The 18,744-nt window shown below is 38.8% G+C and carries 18 protein-coding genes; 7 read left to right on the top strand and 11 right to left on the bottom strand.

The window, feature by feature from the left end:
• Position 1: 1 nt before the first annotated feature.
• From mce to EHQ49_RS13510, 4 genes are read right to left on the bottom strand one after another with little or no spacing between them, the layout of a single operon-like run.
• Complete coding sequence (mce, locus tag EHQ49_RS13495) at positions 2-775, bottom strand: mammalian cell entry protein Mce (protein WP_135580189.1); 774 nt, start codon at positions 773-775, stop codon at positions 2-4.
• Positions 776-807: 32 nt separating this feature from the next.
• Complete coding sequence (locus EHQ49_RS13500; RefSeq protein ID WP_135580190.1) at positions 808-1,596, bottom strand: ABC transporter ATP-binding protein; 789 nt, start codon at positions 1,594-1,596, stop codon at positions 808-810.
• 8 nt (positions 1,597-1,604) lie between these two features.
• Entirely contained in the window at positions 1,605-2,381 is a 777-nt protein-coding gene (locus tag EHQ49_RS13505; RefSeq protein ID WP_135580191.1) for an MlaE family ABC transporter permease, read from the bottom strand.
• Positions 2,378-3,787 carry a hypothetical protein gene (locus EHQ49_RS13510; RefSeq protein WP_135580192.1) on the bottom strand — a complete coding sequence of 470 codons (1,410 nt, stop codon included), beginning with the start codon at positions 3,785-3,787 and terminating at the stop codon, positions 2,378-2,380. The genes EHQ49_RS13505 and EHQ49_RS13510 overlap by 4 nt, the downstream gene beginning before the upstream one ends.
• Positions 3,788-3,834: 47 nt before the next feature.
• On the opposite strand from EHQ49_RS13510, the gene EHQ49_RS13515 reads away from it, so the two are divergent.
• Positions 3,835-4,884 carry a D-alanine--D-alanine ligase gene (locus EHQ49_RS13515; protein ID WP_135580193.1) on the top strand — a complete coding sequence of 350 codons (1,050 nt, stop codon included), beginning with the start codon at positions 3,835-3,837 and terminating at the stop codon, positions 4,882-4,884.
• Here the strand turns inward: EHQ49_RS13515 and EHQ49_RS13520 are convergent.
• From EHQ49_RS13520 to EHQ49_RS13540, 5 genes are read right to left on the bottom strand one after another with little or no spacing between them, the layout of a single operon-like run.
• The gene (locus EHQ49_RS13520; protein ID WP_135580194.1) at positions 4,853-6,253 is read right to left on the bottom strand and encodes a high affinity choline transporter 1; all 1,401 of its coding nucleotides are present in this window, start codon (positions 6,251-6,253) and stop codon (positions 4,853-4,855) included. The two genes, EHQ49_RS13515 and EHQ49_RS13520, sit on opposite strands and share 32 nt — an antisense overlap.
• Positions 6,254-6,256: 3 nt before the next feature.
• Positions 6,257-6,532, bottom strand: coding sequence for an exodeoxyribonuclease VII small subunit (locus EHQ49_RS13525; protein WP_135580195.1), 276 nt, complete (start codon positions 6,530-6,532; stop codon positions 6,257-6,259).
• A gap of 9 nt (positions 6,533-6,541) precedes the next feature.
• A complete protein-coding gene (gene xseA, locus EHQ49_RS13530) occupies positions 6,542-7,819 on the bottom strand; it encodes an exodeoxyribonuclease VII large subunit (RefSeq protein WP_135580196.1) in 1,278 nt (425 codons plus the stop codon).
• Positions 7,820-8,929 carry an AI-2E family transporter gene (locus EHQ49_RS13535; protein ID WP_135580197.1) on the bottom strand — a complete coding sequence of 370 codons (1,110 nt, stop codon included), beginning with the start codon at positions 8,927-8,929 and terminating at the stop codon, positions 7,820-7,822.
• 2 nt (positions 8,930-8,931) lie between these two features.
• On the bottom strand, positions 8,932-9,363 hold the full coding sequence (locus tag EHQ49_RS13540; protein ID WP_135580743.1) for a hypothetical protein: 432 nt from the start codon (positions 9,361-9,363) through the stop codon (positions 8,932-8,934).
• A 120-nt stretch (positions 9,364-9,483) separates the two neighbouring features.
• On the opposite strand from EHQ49_RS13540, the gene EHQ49_RS13545 reads away from it, so the two are divergent.
• From EHQ49_RS13545 to clpA, 5 genes are read left to right on the top strand one after another with little or no spacing between them, the layout of a single operon-like run.
• Complete coding sequence (locus EHQ49_RS13545) at positions 9,484-10,095, top strand: DedA family protein (RefSeq protein ID WP_244241486.1); 612 nt, start codon at positions 9,484-9,486, stop codon at positions 10,093-10,095.
• A 27-nt stretch (positions 10,096-10,122) separates the two neighbouring features.
• Positions 10,123-13,272 carry a PP2C family protein-serine/threonine phosphatase gene (locus EHQ49_RS13550; protein ID WP_135580198.1) on the top strand — a complete coding sequence of 1,050 codons (3,150 nt, stop codon included), beginning with the start codon at positions 10,123-10,125 and terminating at the stop codon, positions 13,270-13,272.
• A gap of 15 nt (positions 13,273-13,287) precedes the next feature.
• Entirely contained in the window at positions 13,288-14,451 is a 1,164-nt protein-coding gene (locus EHQ49_RS13555; RefSeq protein ID WP_135580199.1) for a GNAT family N-acetyltransferase, read from the top strand.
• Positions 14,451-14,792, top strand: a complete 342-nt coding sequence (gene clpS, locus EHQ49_RS13560) for an ATP-dependent Clp protease adapter ClpS (RefSeq protein ID WP_135580200.1) — start codon at positions 14,451-14,453, stop codon at positions 14,790-14,792. Before EHQ49_RS13555 ends, clpS begins: the two co-directional genes overlap by 1 nt.
• Entirely contained in the window at positions 14,789-17,056 is a 2,268-nt protein-coding gene (gene clpA / locus EHQ49_RS13565; protein WP_135580201.1) for an ATP-dependent Clp protease ATP-binding subunit ClpA, read from the top strand. Before clpS ends, clpA begins: the two co-directional genes overlap by 4 nt.
• A gap of 78 nt (positions 17,057-17,134) precedes the next feature.
• Here the strand turns inward: clpA and EHQ49_RS13570 are convergent, their stop codons facing one another.
• Both EHQ49_RS13570 and EHQ49_RS13575 read right to left on the bottom strand, forming a co-directional pair.
• Positions 17,135-17,683 (bottom strand): hypothetical protein, encoded by a 549-nt coding sequence (locus tag EHQ49_RS13570; RefSeq protein ID WP_135580202.1) that lies wholly within the window; start codon positions 17,681-17,683, stop codon positions 17,135-17,137.
• The gene (locus EHQ49_RS13575) at positions 17,680-18,138 is read right to left on the bottom strand and encodes a RidA family protein (RefSeq protein ID WP_135580203.1); all 459 of its coding nucleotides are present in this window, start codon (positions 18,136-18,138) and stop codon (positions 17,680-17,682) included. The genes EHQ49_RS13570 and EHQ49_RS13575 overlap by 4 nt, the downstream gene beginning before the upstream one ends.
• A 155-nt stretch (positions 18,139-18,293) precedes the next feature.
• On the opposite strand from EHQ49_RS13575, the gene EHQ49_RS13580 reads away from it, so the two are divergent.
• Positions 18,294-18,737 (top strand): Hsp20/alpha crystallin family protein, encoded by a 444-nt coding sequence (locus EHQ49_RS13580; protein WP_135580204.1) that lies wholly within the window; start codon positions 18,294-18,296, stop codon positions 18,735-18,737.
• Positions 18,738-18,744 lie beyond the last annotated feature (7 nt).

Consider the following 18,744-nt stretch of genomic DNA (forward strand, 5'->3'; position numbering starts at 1 on the left):
CTTAAAAAGCACTGAGTGCGGAGCGAATGAAACTAGTCACCGGAGCTTGTTCTCTCGTATCTTCAAGGCCTTCTCTTAGTTCTTTCAAAACCACTTGGGCATCACCGAGCGTTGTGTTTACGGACTTGTGGACATCACTTTCGTTGATCAGTTTTCCAAGGGTTCCCTGTCCTTCGTTGATTTTCCCTGTGATATTGGCTATATTTTGCACTGTTTTCCGGATGTCAGAACGATTCTCGGCGATGAGTTCGGAAAGAGAGACGAGTGGGTCTTGGGTTACCTTTCCTTGGATGGGCATGAGTTTTCCTGATCTGGGAGAGATTTCCACTTTGGTGAGAGCAGGTTCCGCGAGCATATATTCTTTCGTTTTTGGATCCACGGGAAACTTGGAACCGGGGTCCAGGGCCACCACACGACCCGATAAAAGGCTTTCGTTCTTAATTGTGATTTCGTAATTCGAGAAGAGTTGTACTTTCCCTTTTAAAAGCAAGGTGAGTTCTACCTTGGTTCCAATTCCTGTCTCGCCGTCGGGGAGAAGGGTTCCATATTCGTCGATCTGCACCAATCGAATTTTAGAAACATATCCAAAGGGAACTCCATGGATGGTGACTTTGTTTCCGATTTTGATACCTTCCGCATCAGGAAAATAAACGGGAAGTTGGTATCCCGATTTTTGAAAAGGACCACCTTCTGTGACAATTGTGAAATAACCCACAGCCACAAGAGAAAAGATAAACAGAAGTCCAACGATGAGAGCACGACCTATGGTAGGCATTCCCTAAAGTTCTCCTAAAGTGAAAGGCAAAGTCAATTGGATTTTCCTTTTTTTAATTCAGAATGATCGAGAATCATTGGGCCGACTGTATTTCCATGAATGAACTGTTGGATGACGGGATTTGCAGATTTTTGGATCTCTTCAGAGGTCCCACAAAACAAAACTTTCCCTTCGTAGAGAAAACTAATCCTGTCAGCAATCCTATATGCAGAACTCATGTCATGTGTAACCACAATGGACGTAAGACCAAGTTCTTTTTGCAATCGAATGACTAAATCATTAATGACATTGGACATAACAGGATCAAGGCCCGATGTTGGTTCGTCGTATAACACGATTTTAGGTTGTGATGTAAGAGCTCGGGCAAGGCCAACACGTTTTTTCATCCCCCCCGAGATATTACTCGGTAATGTGTCTTTAGCGGGAACAAGATCCAACCATTTTAATTTTTCCATAACGATCCGATCAAGTTCGGCACCACTGGCAATTTTATGTTCTCGTAGGGGAAGAGCGACATTTTCATAGACTGTGAGCCAGTTGATAAGGGCACCTGACTGGAATAAGACGCCAAGTTTGGACCTAAGTTCTTCTCTTTTTTTTTCGTTTCCATGTACAATGGACTCACCGAAAATATAACAGTCTCCTTCATCAGGGTCTAGAAGGCCCGTGATGTGTTTGAGACTCACAGACTTTCCTGTTCCGGAAGGACCAAGGATGACCATAGTCTCTCCTTTTTTTACCTGTATGTTCATACCTTGTAAAATCTTTCGTTTTCCGAAAGTTTTATGTACGTTTTTCATTTCAATGGCAAAGGTTTCCATACTTTCCTTCATTTATAAAATAAAGCCGTTAACACATAACCCGAAAAAATGACCATCAGAAAGGAAGTGACCACTGCTTGTCTTGTGGTTTGCCCCACACCAATGGCCCCACCTTCCGTCCTGAGTCCTTGGCTACAAGAAATGGTAGAGATCGCAACTCCAAACACATATCCTTTTAAAAGTCCTACATATAGATCTTTTAATCCAGGAACAGATGAAATGCGATAATAGACATCTTGGAAGTAACTGATCATATCAATTCCCAGTTGGAAATGACCTACAATTCCACCTCCTAAGATTCCTAAGGCGGCGGAATACACGCATAATACTGGAACCATCAGGGAAAAACCAACAATCCTTGGCATCACCAAATAGCGAATCGGATTGATTGACATCACTTCCAAGGCATCAATTTCTTCAGAGACCTTCATGGTTCCAATTTCTGCAGCCATAGCTGAACCTACGGAAGCTGCCAGGATGAGAGATGTCATAAAAGGAGACATTTCACGAGTGAGGGTGATGGTGAGTAAAAGCCCAATTTGCCCTTCGGCTCCAAAGTCCCTGAGTCCAAGACCTGTATTTAAACCAAGGATCATTCCTGTAAAAATGGAAACAATGGAGACAACAAAAAGAGAACCCACACCTGCGATAAACATTTGTTCTAAGATTTCTCTTCGTTTAAAGAAGAGATGGTGGGACTGGCCAATCGAACGAAAAAGAAGAAGGACCGTATACCCAACGGCATAAAGTAGTGGTTCCAATGTTTTGGAAAAAAAGACTTTCATAGTTCCCACCAAAGGAGTTTGTATTTATTTTTAGTATCTCTTGTATCGATGCCGAAAAAACCATAAGCTAATTCATAACGAAAACCTGTCGGTGATTTCGAATACTCTAAGAGTATCGGTATATGAATATGAGTTTCTTCCTCTGTCCATCTATGAGTATAAAGCCTTGTGATCAAATGCAAACGTTTCTCTCCATTAGAGGACCTTTTGTATTCAATGATGGAAAAAATAGGCTCCCAAACATCTTCCATTACTTCAAAACGAACCGGAATGATGGCAAGAGTATTCCATCCAAAATTCCCGTCAGGGTCTTTATGATAACGAAATAGGGGCCAAAGTTTTAAGTAATAGTCTTCTCTACCTGTTTGGACATATTCACTTTTCATTTGGGAATAAAAAGGTAACAAAAAATGCGAACTTGCTTTTAGATGCGAAGTATTTTGAGACAAACGGATGTAAAATGGAGTAATGAATTCAGCTTCTTTGTTTGCAAAATAAGAAAATCCATAGAATGGAAAAAATACAAGTTTTTGTGTATCGTTTTTTTCGGAAGTTGTGTATTGGAAAAAAATGAATAACGCTGTATAATTGGTTTGCCCAGTTTTTTTGTCATATCCGTAAGAGAATAATGAATTCAAAATTGGAAACCATAAGTAGGCTCGACTTTTCATATTTCCATCTCTAGAATCTTTACTGTTATAAAACGGGAAAAAAATCGAGTAGGTTGTGGGTTCCCTTTTATCTAATCTCTCTTCTCCCCATTGAAAAAAAGGCCAGAGAAACGATTGGCGTTTGTATTTTCCTTCATGTTCTTTTTTTGAATACAAAGGAAAGATTCGAAAATCACTCCTTGTTTCAGACCCGCCCCACATCACAAAGGGCCAAAGGATGGATTTTGCTTCATAGGTTTTATATTTCCATTCCGAATACACAGGAAATAAAACATAACTCAGCTCTTGGTAAGAGAGTTTGTTTCTAATTTTCCCATAAATCGGAAAGATACTAAAATAGTTTTCCCTTTGAGACTCACCTTTACCCCAAATAAAGAGAGGAGTGAAAAGGATATCTTCATCTTCGTCTCCTTCTTCGTGTTTGAACCCGGTCCCACTAAAGAAAAACAAGGATGACCAAGTATACCAATAGTTGGTTTCTTCTTTATAATAAAAGGGAGAGAGGTAACTTTTAAATCGGAAGGCATAGGTTTTGTCTTGGAAACCCATATAAAATGGGCGAAAGGCTAAATAACTTTGACGGCCTCTCTTTTCTGATTCATATAAAAACCAAAATTGATGGTAGTCGGATTTAATGTCTTCGGTAAAGGAATTGGGAAGTTTGGCAAAAAGAGTGGAACTCTGAAAGAAGAGACAAAAAACAATTCCGAATTGAATTTTAAAGCGGGAATCCACGTAATTTCAATATCTTCAAGTTTCAAGAAAAGGAATCAAGTGATTTCATGATCCAAACCAAAATCGCACTGCTTTTCGGAGGAATCTCCGGGGAACATATCATTTCTATTCGTTCTTCCTATTTCATTTTCAATACAATCGATAGGGACAAATTCCAAATTTGTCCTGTTTACATTGACCAAACTGGAAAGTTTTGGATTCCCAAAGGAAAAGATCCAATTTACCCGGATCCAACGGGTAAAACAGAATCCGAATTTTTAAAAGAATTTTCTTCTGCGAATCAGATTTCTGAATCAAAAACGGGAGCTGCCCTTCTCGAACATGGATTTCAGGCCGCCTTTCTCGGATTACACGGCGGAGCAGGAGAAGATGGGCGGATTCAAGGTTTTTTGGATGTATTAGATATCCCACATACAGGTTCTGGAGTTTTGGCATCGGCTCTGGCAATGGATAAATATCGTGCCAATCTGTTATTCCAAACGATCGGAATTCCTGTTGCTCCTTTTGTAGATTTAGAAAAAGGAATTACAGATGCCAGAAAAACAGTTTTGAATCTACCTTTTTCATTTCCAGTTTTCATTAAACCAACATTAGGTGGATCGAGTGTAAATACAGGAATGGCAAAAACACCAGAAGAAGCTATGGTTCTTGTGGATAAAATTTTTGTTTCGGAAGATAGAGTCCTCATCCAAAAGTTGATTTCCGGGACGGAAGTGTCGATTGGAGTTTTAGAACGAAAGGAAGGAGAAAAACGAATTCCTTTTGCTTTAGTGCCAACAGAGATCAGACCCAAATCTGAGTTTTTTGATTTTGAAGCTAAATATACCAAAGGAGGAAGTGAAGAAATCACTCCAGCACCTGTTGGTGATGAAATCACAAAAAAACTACAAGAGTATACTTTGAAATGTCACGAAATCCTTGGTTGCAAGGGGTATTCTCGTACAGACTTTATTATTAGTGAAGGAGTGCCGTATGTTTTAGAAACAAACACCCTTCCTGGAATGACAGGTACGAGTCTCATCCCGCAACAAGCCAAAGCTCTGGGAATTGAAATGAAGGATGTGTTTACTTGGCTTCTATCGATTGCTCTTTCTTAGGAAAGAAATACATTCCTATAAGTATTGCAATAAGACTTGCTATGGTTCCATAGAAATGGCTTGTCATATCGTCTCCATACATTTCGAGTATAAGCCAAGTCACAATTCCGACAAATAGAGAAAAAAGGGCGGATCTTTCATCGGCCCTTTGACTGAGTAAACCAAATACCATCGGGATAAATAACGTAACAAGAGAGATCCCGCCGGAGTCTTCCACAAGAGCATAAATAGAGGGTTTTCCTACTGCAAGAAGGAATGAAATTCCTGCAATGATAAGGACTGAAGTTCTAGAAAGTAGGAGTAACTTTTTATCATTCATATCTTTGAATGCGTACTTTAGAATATTCTCAGATAGAATTGAAGAGGGCGCAAGAATTGCACCGGAGGCAGTGGATAGGATAGCAGAGATGAGGGCTGAAAAAAATAAAACCTGAACCCAAGGGCTGGAAAACTTAGAAATCATTGTAGGGATGAGGAGTTGTCCTGTTTCTCCGTATAAATCAAAGTCGGGAAGCAGGCTTTTCGCATGGAGTCCTAAAAACAAAGGGATGAGGGCAAAAAGTAGATATAAAACGGAGGAAAGGTAAGATGCGGTAATTGCTACTTTTTCAGATTTTGCTGACATCACCCTTTGGAATATGTCCTGTTGTGGTAAGGATCCAAAACCAACAACCATCCAAGCAGAAAGGTAAAGTGTCCAAGCGTGATAATTTGATTCCGGAAAAAATCGAAAAAATCCGTCTGGTTTTTCTTGAATGGAAGTCCAGATCGGTTTAATATCGTTTAACTCGTATATAACGATGACGAGTCCCACGATGATGGATATGGATTGGAAAAAATCCGTTAGAGATACAGACCACATTCCTCCAAGGTAAGTATAAAAAACAACAAGGCAGGCTCCAATGACAATCGCTGTGAATTGGTTGATTCCAAAAAGGATCTGCACCATAATTCCGAGTGCTACAAACTGTGCGGCCACCCAACCGAAGTAGGAAAAAATCAAACAAACTCCTGCAATGAGTTCCATTTTTTTCCCATAGCGGTTTTTATAAAAATCACCAAAGGTAAGAATTTGCATCCGGTAAAGATACTTTGCAAAAACGAGGCCGAGTAAAAAAAGACAGAGTGCCCCGCCAAACGGATCTTGGATCACCGATAAAAATCCACCTTTTGCAAATTCGACAGAGGAGCCAAGGATGGTTTCACTTCCAAACCAAGTAGCAAAAAGAGCCGCAGTTGAGATTGGGAGAGGTAAACTTCTACCAGCTAAGATAAAGTCGCGCGAGTTTTTTACTTTTTTTGCTGCGTAAACTCCGATGGCAATGGTGATGAATAGATAACCAACAATGAAGACTGCTTGAAAACTCATTCTTTAAAATAAATCTTCTTCCGCAGGTTTGGATGGACTATCTTCCTTCTTTTTTTTGACGGCAGATTTCACAATTTCACCACTCGGTGCTTTAGATAAAAATTCAATTTTAGCTTCCGCATCTACAAGCCGTTCCGAACAAACTTTTTTTAACTCCATCCCTCTTTCATAAGCCTTGATCGAGTCCTCTAAAGAAAGAGTTCCCCTTTCTAATTTTTCAGCTATGTCTTCTAATTCGCGAAGGGCTTCTTCAAAACTAATTGTTTTTTTCTCTACCATTTTCGATTCCTAAATTTTTTCTTTTACGTCTACCAGAAGTTTCCCATCGGAAAGGAAAACTTCTAAACTTTCATTTTCTTTGATATTATGAATAGAAGATATAACTTGTTTGTTTTTATTCCGGACTACTGAATACCCGCGTTTTAAAGTTCCAAGCGGAGAAAAATGATCTAATCTTTGTTCTGCGAGTGTGAATTTGTTGTGAATTCTTTCTAAATAAGATTTCCAATTTTGGGAAAGGCTGTCAAATTTTTGAAATTCACTTTGTTTCCTTACCAAATAATTTTTACCCAGTAAAGAAATCTTTGTCATTAGTTCATCAAGGGCAGTGGACCGAACTTCTAATAATGTTTTTGGGTTTTGGAAAACAGGCCTTCCCGTGATTCCTGCCCATTTTTCTTTTCCTAAGCGTATCAGGTTGGTTAAGGCGGCTTTGATTCGATCTTCCATTTCATCGAGTCGGATGAGGGTGTCAGAAACATTGGGAATGGCGAGTTTTGCAGCAGCTGTGGGAGTGGGAGTGGTCGCATCGGCGGCAAGGTCAGTAAGCACACGATCAATTTCATGACCCACAGCAGAGATGATAGGAATCCTGGAATTGTAATAAGCCATAACGACGGCTTCTTGGTTAAAGGCCATTAAGTCTTCAAAAGAACCACCACCTCGTCCAGCAATGATTACGTCCACTTCCCATTTGGGATCATTAATTTCTTTAATCGCCTCGATGATAGAAAGTTCTGCACCGTCTCCTTGCACAAGACAGGGGGAAACAAGGATTTGAATGGAGGGATTTAGGTCTGTAGCAATGCGGATGATATCTTCCACAGCAGCTCCCTTGGGAGAAGTAACAATCCCTAGACGTTTCGGGAATTTAGGAAGAGGGCGTTTGTGTGTGACATCAAAAACACCCTTATCGTAAAGGGCTTTTTTTAGTTTTTCGATTTTAAGAAGGATGTCTCCTTCTCCAATTTCTTCCACCTTTTGTACGGTTAGGCTATAGTATCCACCAGGTTCATAAACAGATACAGAACCATACACTAAAATTTCCATACCATTTCGGAGAGGGGTTCCTTTATAGTTTTTGGCTTGGAAGGAAAAAAAGGCACATTTTATCACACTTGTTGTATCTTTTAGAGAAAAATACATATGCCCAGAACTATTGGTTTGAGAGTGATTGGAAATCTCTCCCCGAACCCAAATGTTTTTGAATTCGGATGAGTCTTGGAGTTTGGCTTTGATCAGCCGATTGACATCACTAACACTAAGAGAACTATCGATTGGTTCCATCTAAACTGTTTGAAAACGTGTCTCTCTAAAGATTTTCCAAAAATCCCAGAGGATAATGACTAATGTCAAAGCCATAGGACCAATGATAATACCAGCTACACCAAACTCTTGTAATCCGCCAATAAGAGATAAAAAGATTAAAAACGGATGTGTTTTTAACTTTTTGTCTAAAATTTTAGGTTTAACTAAGTTTTCTAAAATTAAATAACTTGCCGCTCCGGCAACCATAAAGAGAACACTACCAGTCCAGTTTTCTTGGACCAGACCAATATACAAACCTATCGGCAACCATACAACGGATGTTCCCACAACGGGAATAAGTGAAAAAATAGTTGCTATACTTGAAAGTAAAAACTTGTTCGAAACGGATGTGAAGAGTAACAACACATAGACGAGGGCTCCCTGGATTAAGGAGATGAGCAAGTTTCCCATCATCACAGTGCGAATGGCTTCTTCAATACGCCGTCCTAATCTTTCCTCAATTTCCGTTGGAAAGGGAAGTAAAACAAATAGTGCATGTTCCATTCTGCTTCCTTCTTTATATAAAAAGAAAAGCAAAATAAAGGTAAAAAATGCATTGAAAATAATAGCTCCTGGTACTTCAAAAGATCCGAGCAAAAATCCAGACGAATTTTTTAGTAAACTATAGATGGAGTCTAGGTTCAAGATATCCATATGTTGTCCTACATATTCTCTATACATTAAAGGAAGTTTGATCCAGAAAAATTCATTCTCTGTGAAAAAATCTGTGAGCATCGGGCTATTTAAAAGTAAAGAAACTATAGATTCTTCAGTGAGTTGGTTTCTAATGTAACTGACTAGATTTAACGATTCCCTAATTAAGGTTGATACTATCAAGTAGGAAGGAATAAACACTCCCGCAAGCATCAGAAGAACCATAATATAAGGTGAAAGTCCATGAAACTTCACACCTAAAAGATTTTTTAGTTTTTTGTGAATCTTACGTGTTGTTAAATAAAATAATAAAGCAAGAAAACTAGCCCAAAGAAAAGGTTTGAACACAAAAAATAAAGTAAGACAGGTTCCTATGAAAATAGCACCTAATAATAGGTAGACGATGATTTCGTTTTTGTTTTTAATCCAATTCATAATTAGTAACTGGAATGTTTTCTAAAATAAAATCGTAAATAGTTTGCGGAGTTACCACTTTCGGAAACAACAATGGAAAGAGATTTTTTAATAAAACCTTCCAATAAATAAGTAGTTTCTCCCGATTTTGTTGTTTTATCAATGAGTTTCCAATCTCCTTGAGCCGCACGACTTTCAATTCGTTTACGAATGTTCTCTATCGTTTCTTCTGACTCGAGTAAAATATAAGCTTCTTTGGTATGGATATGGCTTGTTTTGAATTCACTGGATTGAAGGAATTTTGCATTTTCTGGAAAGAAGGATTGAGGGAAGGCGGGTGGTGCGTTTGTGGGATTCCTTGTCACAATGATTTGATCAAAACGATAGATTTCGGTTTGGGTTGTTGGAGTACAAGCCCAGAGAAATAGCAATAAAATTGGTAAAAATCGAAGCATTACGGAAAGCAAACGGTGGACTATCGATTCCTTCCATTCATTTTTTTAAATCTTTGTTGCCATCAGGTGATAAGGCTTATCTTTTTCTTTGTGTTGGATTTTCTACAGTTTGATGCTTTTTTGACTCGAATTTTAGAGTTACCACCCCTTTTACTTTGGGCTTTTTTTTGTTTCTCTAATTTTTTAGAGAATGTTTTCCCCCCTTGGCCTGGGGACACTATCACTGTTTTTTCCGGTTTTCTTACTTCTAGTCCTGGCACGCCACTTTCTTTTGTTTCTGTAGTGGTGGCTACTTATTTGGGCAACCTTTTGGGAGCCCTTGTTATGTATTTCTTTGGGGAAAGGTTTTTAAACTTTCTAAAACGATCAAGGTTCCCTTTTCTTTCTGCTTTCTATGAAGAGGAAAACTTACAAAAAACTCTCGAGTGGTTTCGCCGGCATGAGATTGTTGTCGTTCTTTTGTCCCGATTTTCCGCAGGAATCCGATTCTTTGTTTCCATTGTGGCCGGAATGTCTAAAATGAACGTCATTAAATTTGTCATCTTATACACAATTGCCGTTTCCTTTTGGTGTGGACTATTGCTCCTTGGGGGTTCCGTTATGGGAAGGCACTGGAACCAAATCGTTGTTATGCTGTCGTACTACAACCGAACCATCGGCTTCTTAATCCTATGTTTATTTTTATACTTTCTGTACCAAATTAAGAAGAAAAGAAATACAAAGTTGACATGATTTCCATTTCTGTTAGGGTTTTCACCCATGAACTCTTGGGGAAATATAGCTTTTGATTTTTATACATTCGGCTCTCTAGTCGGTGTTATTTTTACTTTTTACAATGCACAATTTTTTTTAACAGTTAAAGAAAAATCGGAAGCCACCTACCAACTGGGTATGGGGACTCTTTGGCTCGGTCTTTTCCATTTTGGTTATATGGTTAATTTTTCCTTTATGGGACCATCTTCGGCTTATCTGCGTTGGCTTGTGATTATAGGAGCGATGGCTGGAGCTTCTTACCTAACTAGTTTTTTCTTAAGTTACCCTGAGGTTTATTTTCCCAGACTAAAAAAATATCTTTTTTGGGTAATGAATACAATTGTTGTGGTTGTTACTGGTTATTTTGTTTATATAAGCCTAACGGCTGGTAGGTTGTATTTCTTTAGTGGTCACTACTGGGATTTCCCTGTTCCAGTTTTTTATAAAGCATATGCATTGATTGTTTTAGGTTTTTTTGTGACCTTCTCTGTGATTGCTTTGATTCAGATTTTTAAAATGCCAAAAGAATCAAGATTTGCAACGGCAAGTATCTTGATTGCATTTATCCTTGTCACCATCATTCCAGGAATTATGAATGCTCAGTCTAGGGACGGGGCCATTGGTCGGGGGATTTATCAAACCACAACAGATCTAGTTTTGGTTGTTGGACTCTTTGTTGCCAATGTTGTATACATCAACAATACAAAAGATAAAACGACTATCATTTCCCGGATCATCGGAATTTCCCTCGCTTCCTTTTTACTTGTTTTACAACTTGTAGCTTATTCTGTTATACAACAATCGGAAGCTAACTATGATATGGTGCATTCCGCTCGGGCAAAAAACTTTATTGCAGGTATTGAAACGGACCAAGTACCTAGTTTCCATTATACCTACGATACAAACCAAAAAGAATTTGTTCGTAAAAAGGGTATGGAAGAAACCAATGTTGATCCAGAAAGTTATGAAGCAGAGTATTGGAATTACTGGGCCTTAGAAACAATTCTTTCTTACAAACAAAATAAGGACTGGAATCAAAAAACAGAAAATTTACTTTCTAGTCTCCCTGAAACTAGTAAAGGTTATGCGGCGGAAATCAAACGACTTTTATCTTCTGAAAAAATAATCGATCCAAAATCTTTGATTCACGAATTGGAATCGGAAAAACGAAAAATTCTTTATACAAGAAACAAGTTACGAGAAATTCCGATAAAGAATTTTTCGGAGAATGCAGAGTCCTTGGTTTCCAAAAAAGAAGGTCCACTTTCTGGTTTTTATGCAGTTGCACGTTCCGTTCTTGATTCTAATCTTTCTGAAGAAAAAAAATCATCTGCTCTCGATCAAATGTTTTCACCTATGCCCAATCACGGAGACAGAAACTATCGTGGCCGTGTGAAATTTACGGAAAACAATCCGGAATATTCTTTTTTTGTAAGTTATCTAATCGTGGATAAAACAAACGGACTTGTACATGAAGTCGGATATCCTTACGTTGATTACAGGGAATTCCAAGAAGAGGTAACTTTACCTTGGATTATCGGCGTTTTAGCTTTGGCTGTTCTTGTGATATTTGGATATAGATTATTCTTTTTAATTGCACTCCTTCGGCCCATAGAACAAATCATCGAAGGTTTGACTGAAGTAAATTCTGGAAATTTGGAACATCGCCTAATCGTTCATGTAGAAGATGATATCGGATTTATGGCCCGATCCTTCAACCGAATGGTTCGCTCCATCCAAGCTGCACGAAAGAAATTAGAGCAGTATGCGGACCAACTGGAAGTTAAGGTACAAGAACGAACCAAAGAATTGGAAAATACTTTGAAGGAAGTACAATCATTAAAACACCAACAAGATGGTGATTATTTTTTAACTTCTCTTCTTTTGCAGCCATTTAACGCAAATCATGCGAAACATGACAATGTGCGGATTGATTTTTTACTAGAACAAAAGAAAAAGTTCACCTTCAAACAATATGAAAAAGAAATTGGTGGAGATTTAAATATTGCCAACCAAATATTTCTAAACAATCGGTCTTATACAGTTTTTCTAAATGCTGATGCCATGGGAAAATCCATGCAAGGAGCCGGCGGGGCTCTCGTACTTGGTTCTGTTTTTGAATCCATCATCACAAGGACACAGCTTTTAAGTGAGGCAAGAAATACTTATCCGGAACGTTGGATTAAAAACACCTTTTTAGAACTTCATAAGATCTTTGAAGGTTTTGATGGGTCGATGCTTGTTTCATTAGTTCTTGGTTTGATTGATAATGATACAGGGCTATTGTACTTTATCAACGCAGAACATCCTTGGATGGTTCTTTACCGAGATGGAATAGCTAGTTTTATCGAAAACGAATTGATGTTTAGAAAACTAGGAACCTCAGGCGTCCAAGGAAATCTTTATATCAAAACGTTTCAACTCGAAGCGGGAGACATTCTCATTGCAGGTTCTGATGGTCGAGACGATTTACTCATCTCTCACACAGAAGATGGGAAACGTGTGATCAACGAAGATGAAAGACTGTTTTTAAAAGTAGTCGAATCTGGAAAAGGGGAACTAGACCGAATTTATGATGAACTGCGTAATTATGGAACCCTTACAGACGACTTATCTTTGTTACGTGTCTCTTACATTGAAGAAAAAGAACGTTACAAAATTGAAAAAGAACGTCTGAAAGAAATCCAAACACTCCTTCTGAAAGCAAAAGAGGCCAGTGAATCCTCCGATTTACAAGAAGCGGTATCTTATTTGGAAGAGGCAAATTCATTAGAAGAGAATATTCCTGAAATCAAAAAGAAATTCATCCAACTCTACTTAAAATTAAAGGACTATGGGAATGCCAAAAAGATGGCCAAAGACTATAGTTTATTAAAACCAATGGATACAGAGATTATGTACATCACTGCCTTTTGTGCGCGTAAAGTGGCTGATGTTAAAACGGCTATTGATTTTGGGGAAAGGGTGCGCCTTCGTGATCCGAGCCATGTCAAAAACTTAATTAATTTGGGCCAGACTTACTTGGCAGATAAAAATCTGGGTCGGGCGGAGAATATTCTCAGTTCCGCTTTGGAGTTAGATCCCGAAAATCCTAGTTTGCAAAGGCTTCTTGACCACATTCGGAAAAAACAAAACAAACAAGATGTGGTCAGTTAGAGTCTAAGGTTTACATTGAGTGAAATATTTGAGATCAGAATCTCGCATCAGTTTAAAGACTTTCAAAAAGAGGAGTGGAATCTTTTGGTTCCCCCTGATTCGGTCTTTCAGGAATACGAATTTCTAGCAGGATTAGAAAAGACCGGTTGCATCGGAAATTCTGATTGGACTCCCGTTCTTGTCTCCTCCCGGAGGGAGGGAGTTTTATGGGGGGTTTTGCCTGCCTATGTGCGAAGTGATTCCTATGGGGAGTATATTTTTGATTTTCAATGGGCCAATGCATTTCATCGGGCCGGAATTCCTTATTACCCCAAACTGACGGTGGCTGTTCCCTTCACTCCCGTGACGGGAAGTCGAATTTTACTTCATCCAAATCTAACGGCACAAGAAAGGGATTTTTTAAGTTCGGAACTTTTACAAAAGTTACTCCAATTCGGAAAGGAAAAGGAAACATCTTCCGTTCATCTTTTATTTTGCAAAGAGGAAGAACAAAAAACAGGTATCCAAAATTCCTTTGCTCCCAGACTTTCTCATCAATACCATTGGTTTAACAAGGGTTTTGCGAGTTTCGATGAGTTTTTATCTACTCTTGTAAAGGACAGAAGAAAAACCATTCGCCAAGAACGTCGCAAAATTTCAGAGTCAGGCCTAAACATCCAAACTCTGACAGGGGATAAGATTACAGAAGATCATGCCCATACATTTTATGAATTTTACAAAGATACCCATTCTAAAAAATGGGGCCAACCTTACTTAAACCGTCAATTTTTTTTAGAAATGTATCATACATTCCGCCATCGACTTCTGCTTGTCCTAGCTTCAGATCTTTCCGGAAAACCAATTGGTGGAAGTTGGAATGTATTTCGAGATGGGTTCTTATTTGGAAGGTATTGGGGTGCTCTCGAACACATCCCTAATTTGCATTTTGAATGTTGTTATTACCGATTGATTGATTACGCTATAGAACATAAAATGGAACGAGTGGAAGCGGGTGCCCAAGGAGAACATAAATTCCTTCGCGGTTATGAAGCGGTTCCAATGTACAGTTTGCATCATATTTATAATGAACAAGGCCGGGCCGCCATCGAATCCTATTTGGAACGAGAGATTGTTATGGAAAGGGAAAACATTTCCGCCTACAATGCACAGTCTCCTATTAAGGCTCTCCGGGAGGGATAATGTCAGATCCAAAACGAAAGTCCTACACGGACATGAACGTAGAACTTCTTGAAAGAGAAAAGCAGAAACGTAAATTAAAGAAACCCGACCGGTATAAGGTAATTCTCATCAATGATGATTACACACCTCAGGAATTTGTGGTTTATGTTCTGGCTAATGTTTTTAGGAAATCTATGGAAGAATCTCGTCAAATTATGTGGAAGGCACATACTTCTGGTTCAGCAGTTTGTGGGGTGTATTCTCTAGACATTGCAAGAACCAAAGTGGCTGAAGTGCACAAACTAGCAGATGATGCCGGACATCCATTACAATGCCAACTGGCAAAAGAGGAGGACGAATGAACCTTTCTAGCGATTTAGAAAAAAGCCTGGAGCTTGCAGGAAAAGAAGCATCCAAATACCACCATGAATTTATTACATTAGAACATTTGTTATATGGTCTTACTTATAATGAAAAAACAAAAGATGTTCTCGTCAATGTAGGTTGTGATTTAGACCTCCTTAGAAAAGAACTAACCGAATATTTTGAAGAAGACTTGGCCACTATCGCAGTTCCCAATTTAAAAATCCAACCACGTTATACTGTTGGAGTTCAGTTTGTCATTCAATTCGCTGCCTTTCATGTACAAAATTCAGGGAAAGATGAGGTAGATGGAAACAATGTCCTCGTCGCACTTTTTAGGGAAGAGGATAGCCAAGCTTATTACCTTCTCGCAAAACAAGAAGTTAACAGGCTTGATGTGATCAAATACATTTCCCACGGGGTTAAAAAAGAAAAGGAATCCGACGAACCCGAGTTTACCGAAGAAACTGTGACGGAAGAATCAGATGCTGGTCCACGTAAATCTGCTTTAGAAAAGTTCTGCGTGAATCTTACCGAAAGAGCCAAACAGGGAAAACTAGATCCTTGTATTGGTCGGGAAGTGGAAATCGAAAGGACCATTCATATCTTGTCTCGGCGTAGGAAAAACAATCCTATTTTTGTTGGAGAAGCGGGCGTAGGAAAAACTTCGATTGTGGAAGGGATTGCTGAACGTGTGGTTAAGGGTCTTGTTCCGAAAAGCCTATTAAATATGGAAATTTATTCTTTGGATATGGGTCTTGTTATGGCAGGAACCAAATTTAGGGGAGAATTTGAAGAACGCCTAAAGGCCATCTTACAAGAAGTTGTTGGAAAACCCGAACGAATCATCTTTGTTGATGAAATTCATACCATTGTTGGAGCTGGTGCAGTGTCTGGAGGAAGTCTTGACGCTTCTAACTTAATGAAACCCGCCCTTGCCAATGGAGAACTCAAATGTATTGGAACCACCACTTACAAAGAGTATAAATCAATTTTTGAAAAAGACCATGCTCTCTCGAGAAGGTTTCAAAAAATTGAGGTTACTGAACCTTCCAGAGAAGATGCCATTGAAATACTAAAAGGTCTAAAACCAAAATATGAGTCCTTTCATGGTGTGACATATAGTGTAAAAGCCATTGAAGCTTGTGTGGATCTATCAAGTTTACATCTTCGAGACCGGTTTTTACCTGACAAAGCAATCGACCTAATGGATGAATCAGGCGCCTTTGTTAAGTTACGTGATGAAAAGAAAGAAAAATCCAAAAAACAAGTTGGGATTTTGGAAATTGAATCTCTTGTCGCAAAGATTGCTAAGATTCCAGAAAAAACAGTGAAAGCTGATGACAAAAAGAAACTAGAACATTTAGATTCCGAGATCAAATCCATTGTTTTTGGACAAGATCATGCCATCGAACAGGTTGTGGATGCCATTCATTATTCTCGTTCAGGGCTTAGTGATGAAGGAAAACCGATTGGTAGTTTTCTTTTTGTAGGTCCTACTGGCGTAGGGAAAACGGAAGTTGCCAAAACTTTGGCAGAAAAAATGGGAGTAGAGTTTCTTCGGTTTGATATGAGTGAGTATATGGAAAAACATTCCGTATCTCGTTTGATAGGAAGTCCTCCTGGGTATGTGGGTTATGATCAAGGTGGTCAACTCACAGATGCGATAACAAAAAATCCCCATTGTGTTTTGTTATTTGATGAAATCGAAAAAGCACATGAAGATATCTATAACATTTTACTCCAGGTTATGGACCATGCAACTCTCACCGATAGCACAGGGAAAAAAGCTGACTTTCGAAACGTCATCTTAATCCTAACAACGAATACAGGTGCCCAAGAAAGTTCTAAACCACTTCTCGGTTTTGATACAGAAAGGTACGATGACCGCTCTATGAAAGCCATTGAAAGAACATTCACTCCCGAATTTCGAAATAGGTTAACAGCTGTGATCGAATTTTTTGCTCTGTCGATTCCTGTCGTTGAACTTGTTGTTAAAAGAATGTTTCGCACTCTGCAAAGCAAAGCTGAAGAAAAGGGAATCCGTTTGGAATTGTCCGAAAAAGCGGTTCGTTATCTTGCGGAAACAGGTTACGACAAAGCCATGGGTGCAAGACCCATTCAAAGGATTCTCAATTCCGAAATAGGAAAACCCCTTTCCAAAAAAATTCTTTTCCACAAAGATAAAGTGAATCGTTATCTAGTGGATGTAAAAGAAAAAGAGGGAAAAGAAGTTTTAGAAATCTTGGAAGTAAATGTTTAAGAAAGTATTTTTTAGATATTTAAAGACCGTCTAGTGAGAAGGCATTTCACATCTCACTAGACCACTTAGTTTATAAAGTTAAATTCTACCTAGAACCTCATCCTCTTTTTTAAAGGTGAGGTATCCAAATACAAAAGCACAGAATACGGATCCTAAAAACAAATAAAATGGTATATGTAGTCCGACTTCTTCGGGTTTTACAAAATCATAAAAATAACGTTTCGGATCCAAATAACCCCAGATTACAAACACAATTGATACCATTTGGCCTGAAAAAAACCAGATCCTTGTCCAAGGTGACTTCCAGAACCCTAGAAAAAAAAAGTTCAGTAGACTAATCAAAATAAAAACAGAATTTAACTTGGGTCCGAGCGAAATGGACTCTTTGATTTCAAAAAAACTGATCTCATAAGAAAACCAAGGTAGGATCGAGAAGATGAGTTGTAAAAATAGAAAAATAAAAAATATTTTGTCGAAAAATAGTTTGGTCGTCCAATAACGATAGAGAGATAGAAAAATTTTCTTTGTTAGGTGCCACCAAGCGAGTATTAGCTCGGGAACAAACAAAATTGATTCCTTTGTGAATGAAACTAAATCAATCAATTTAGATACAATGGAACTTGTCATTCGACTTCAACAACCACTTCTAATTCTACAGCCGCATTGAGAGGAAGAGAACTTACCCCGATCGCAAACCTTGCATGTTTTCCTTTTTCGCCAAATATTGCCGCTACAAGTTCTGAAGCCCCATTGGCTACCAAATGTTGTTCTGTGAATTCTGGTGTTCCTGCGACAAAGACACCTAACTTAACGATAGATTTGATTTGGTCCAAAGAATCAATATGAAGTAAAATTGCAGCGAGAGCATTGAGTAGGCATTGTTTGGCCTCTTCTTTAGCCTCGGCAAGCGTTAAGTCTTTTCCCACCTTTCCCGTTTTTTCTAATTTTCCTGCCACGAGTGGCAATTGGCCAGAAGTGAAAATTAGGTTTCCGGCCCGTTTTGAAGGTATATAAGCAGCTAGGGCCGCAGGAACGGGAGGGATTGTTACACCCAGTTGGTTCAAAGTATCTTGGATAGGCATTGGATTCCAGGCTAGGAGGATCGGCCTTCAGGGACAAAATTTTTTTTCTAAAATCCTTTAAAATTGAAAACATTATTGACAATTAGCAGTCAAATAAATAGAGTGCTAATTAAAATAGCACTTGTATAGCTCGAGTGCTAATAAGGAGAATGAGCATGTTGTTCCGAATTCTAGACCCACAAACCAAAGCAAATCAATTCTGGAGAGATTTTGATCGATTGAATGATGAGTTGACCCGTTCCATTTTGGACAGCCAATTCGGTTCCGCTTCAAATTTTCCTCCAGTGAACGTATACACGAAGGAAGACGAGGCTCTGGTCACTTGTCTACTCCCCGGTCTCGAACCAGACCAAATCGAAATCAATGTTAAGGACAATTTACTTTCTATTCACGGAAAGAAAAAAGCAGAAGAACTAGCGGAAGGAACCGAAGTACATCGCCGCGAAATTTTTAATGGAGAATTCCATAGAACCTTGGAGCTTCCTTTCCGAGTGGATGGGGAACAGGTTCTTGCTAAATTTACTAACGGAGTTTTGAACATCCACCTTCCTCGTAGAGAAGAGGATAAACCTAAAAAAGTATCTGTCATTGCCGGATAAGGAGCAA

Source organism: Leptospira perdikensis (genome assembly GCF_004769575.1).
GTDB classification, from domain to species: domain Bacteria; phylum Spirochaetota; class Leptospiria; order Leptospirales; family Leptospiraceae; genus Leptospira_A; species Leptospira_A perdikensis.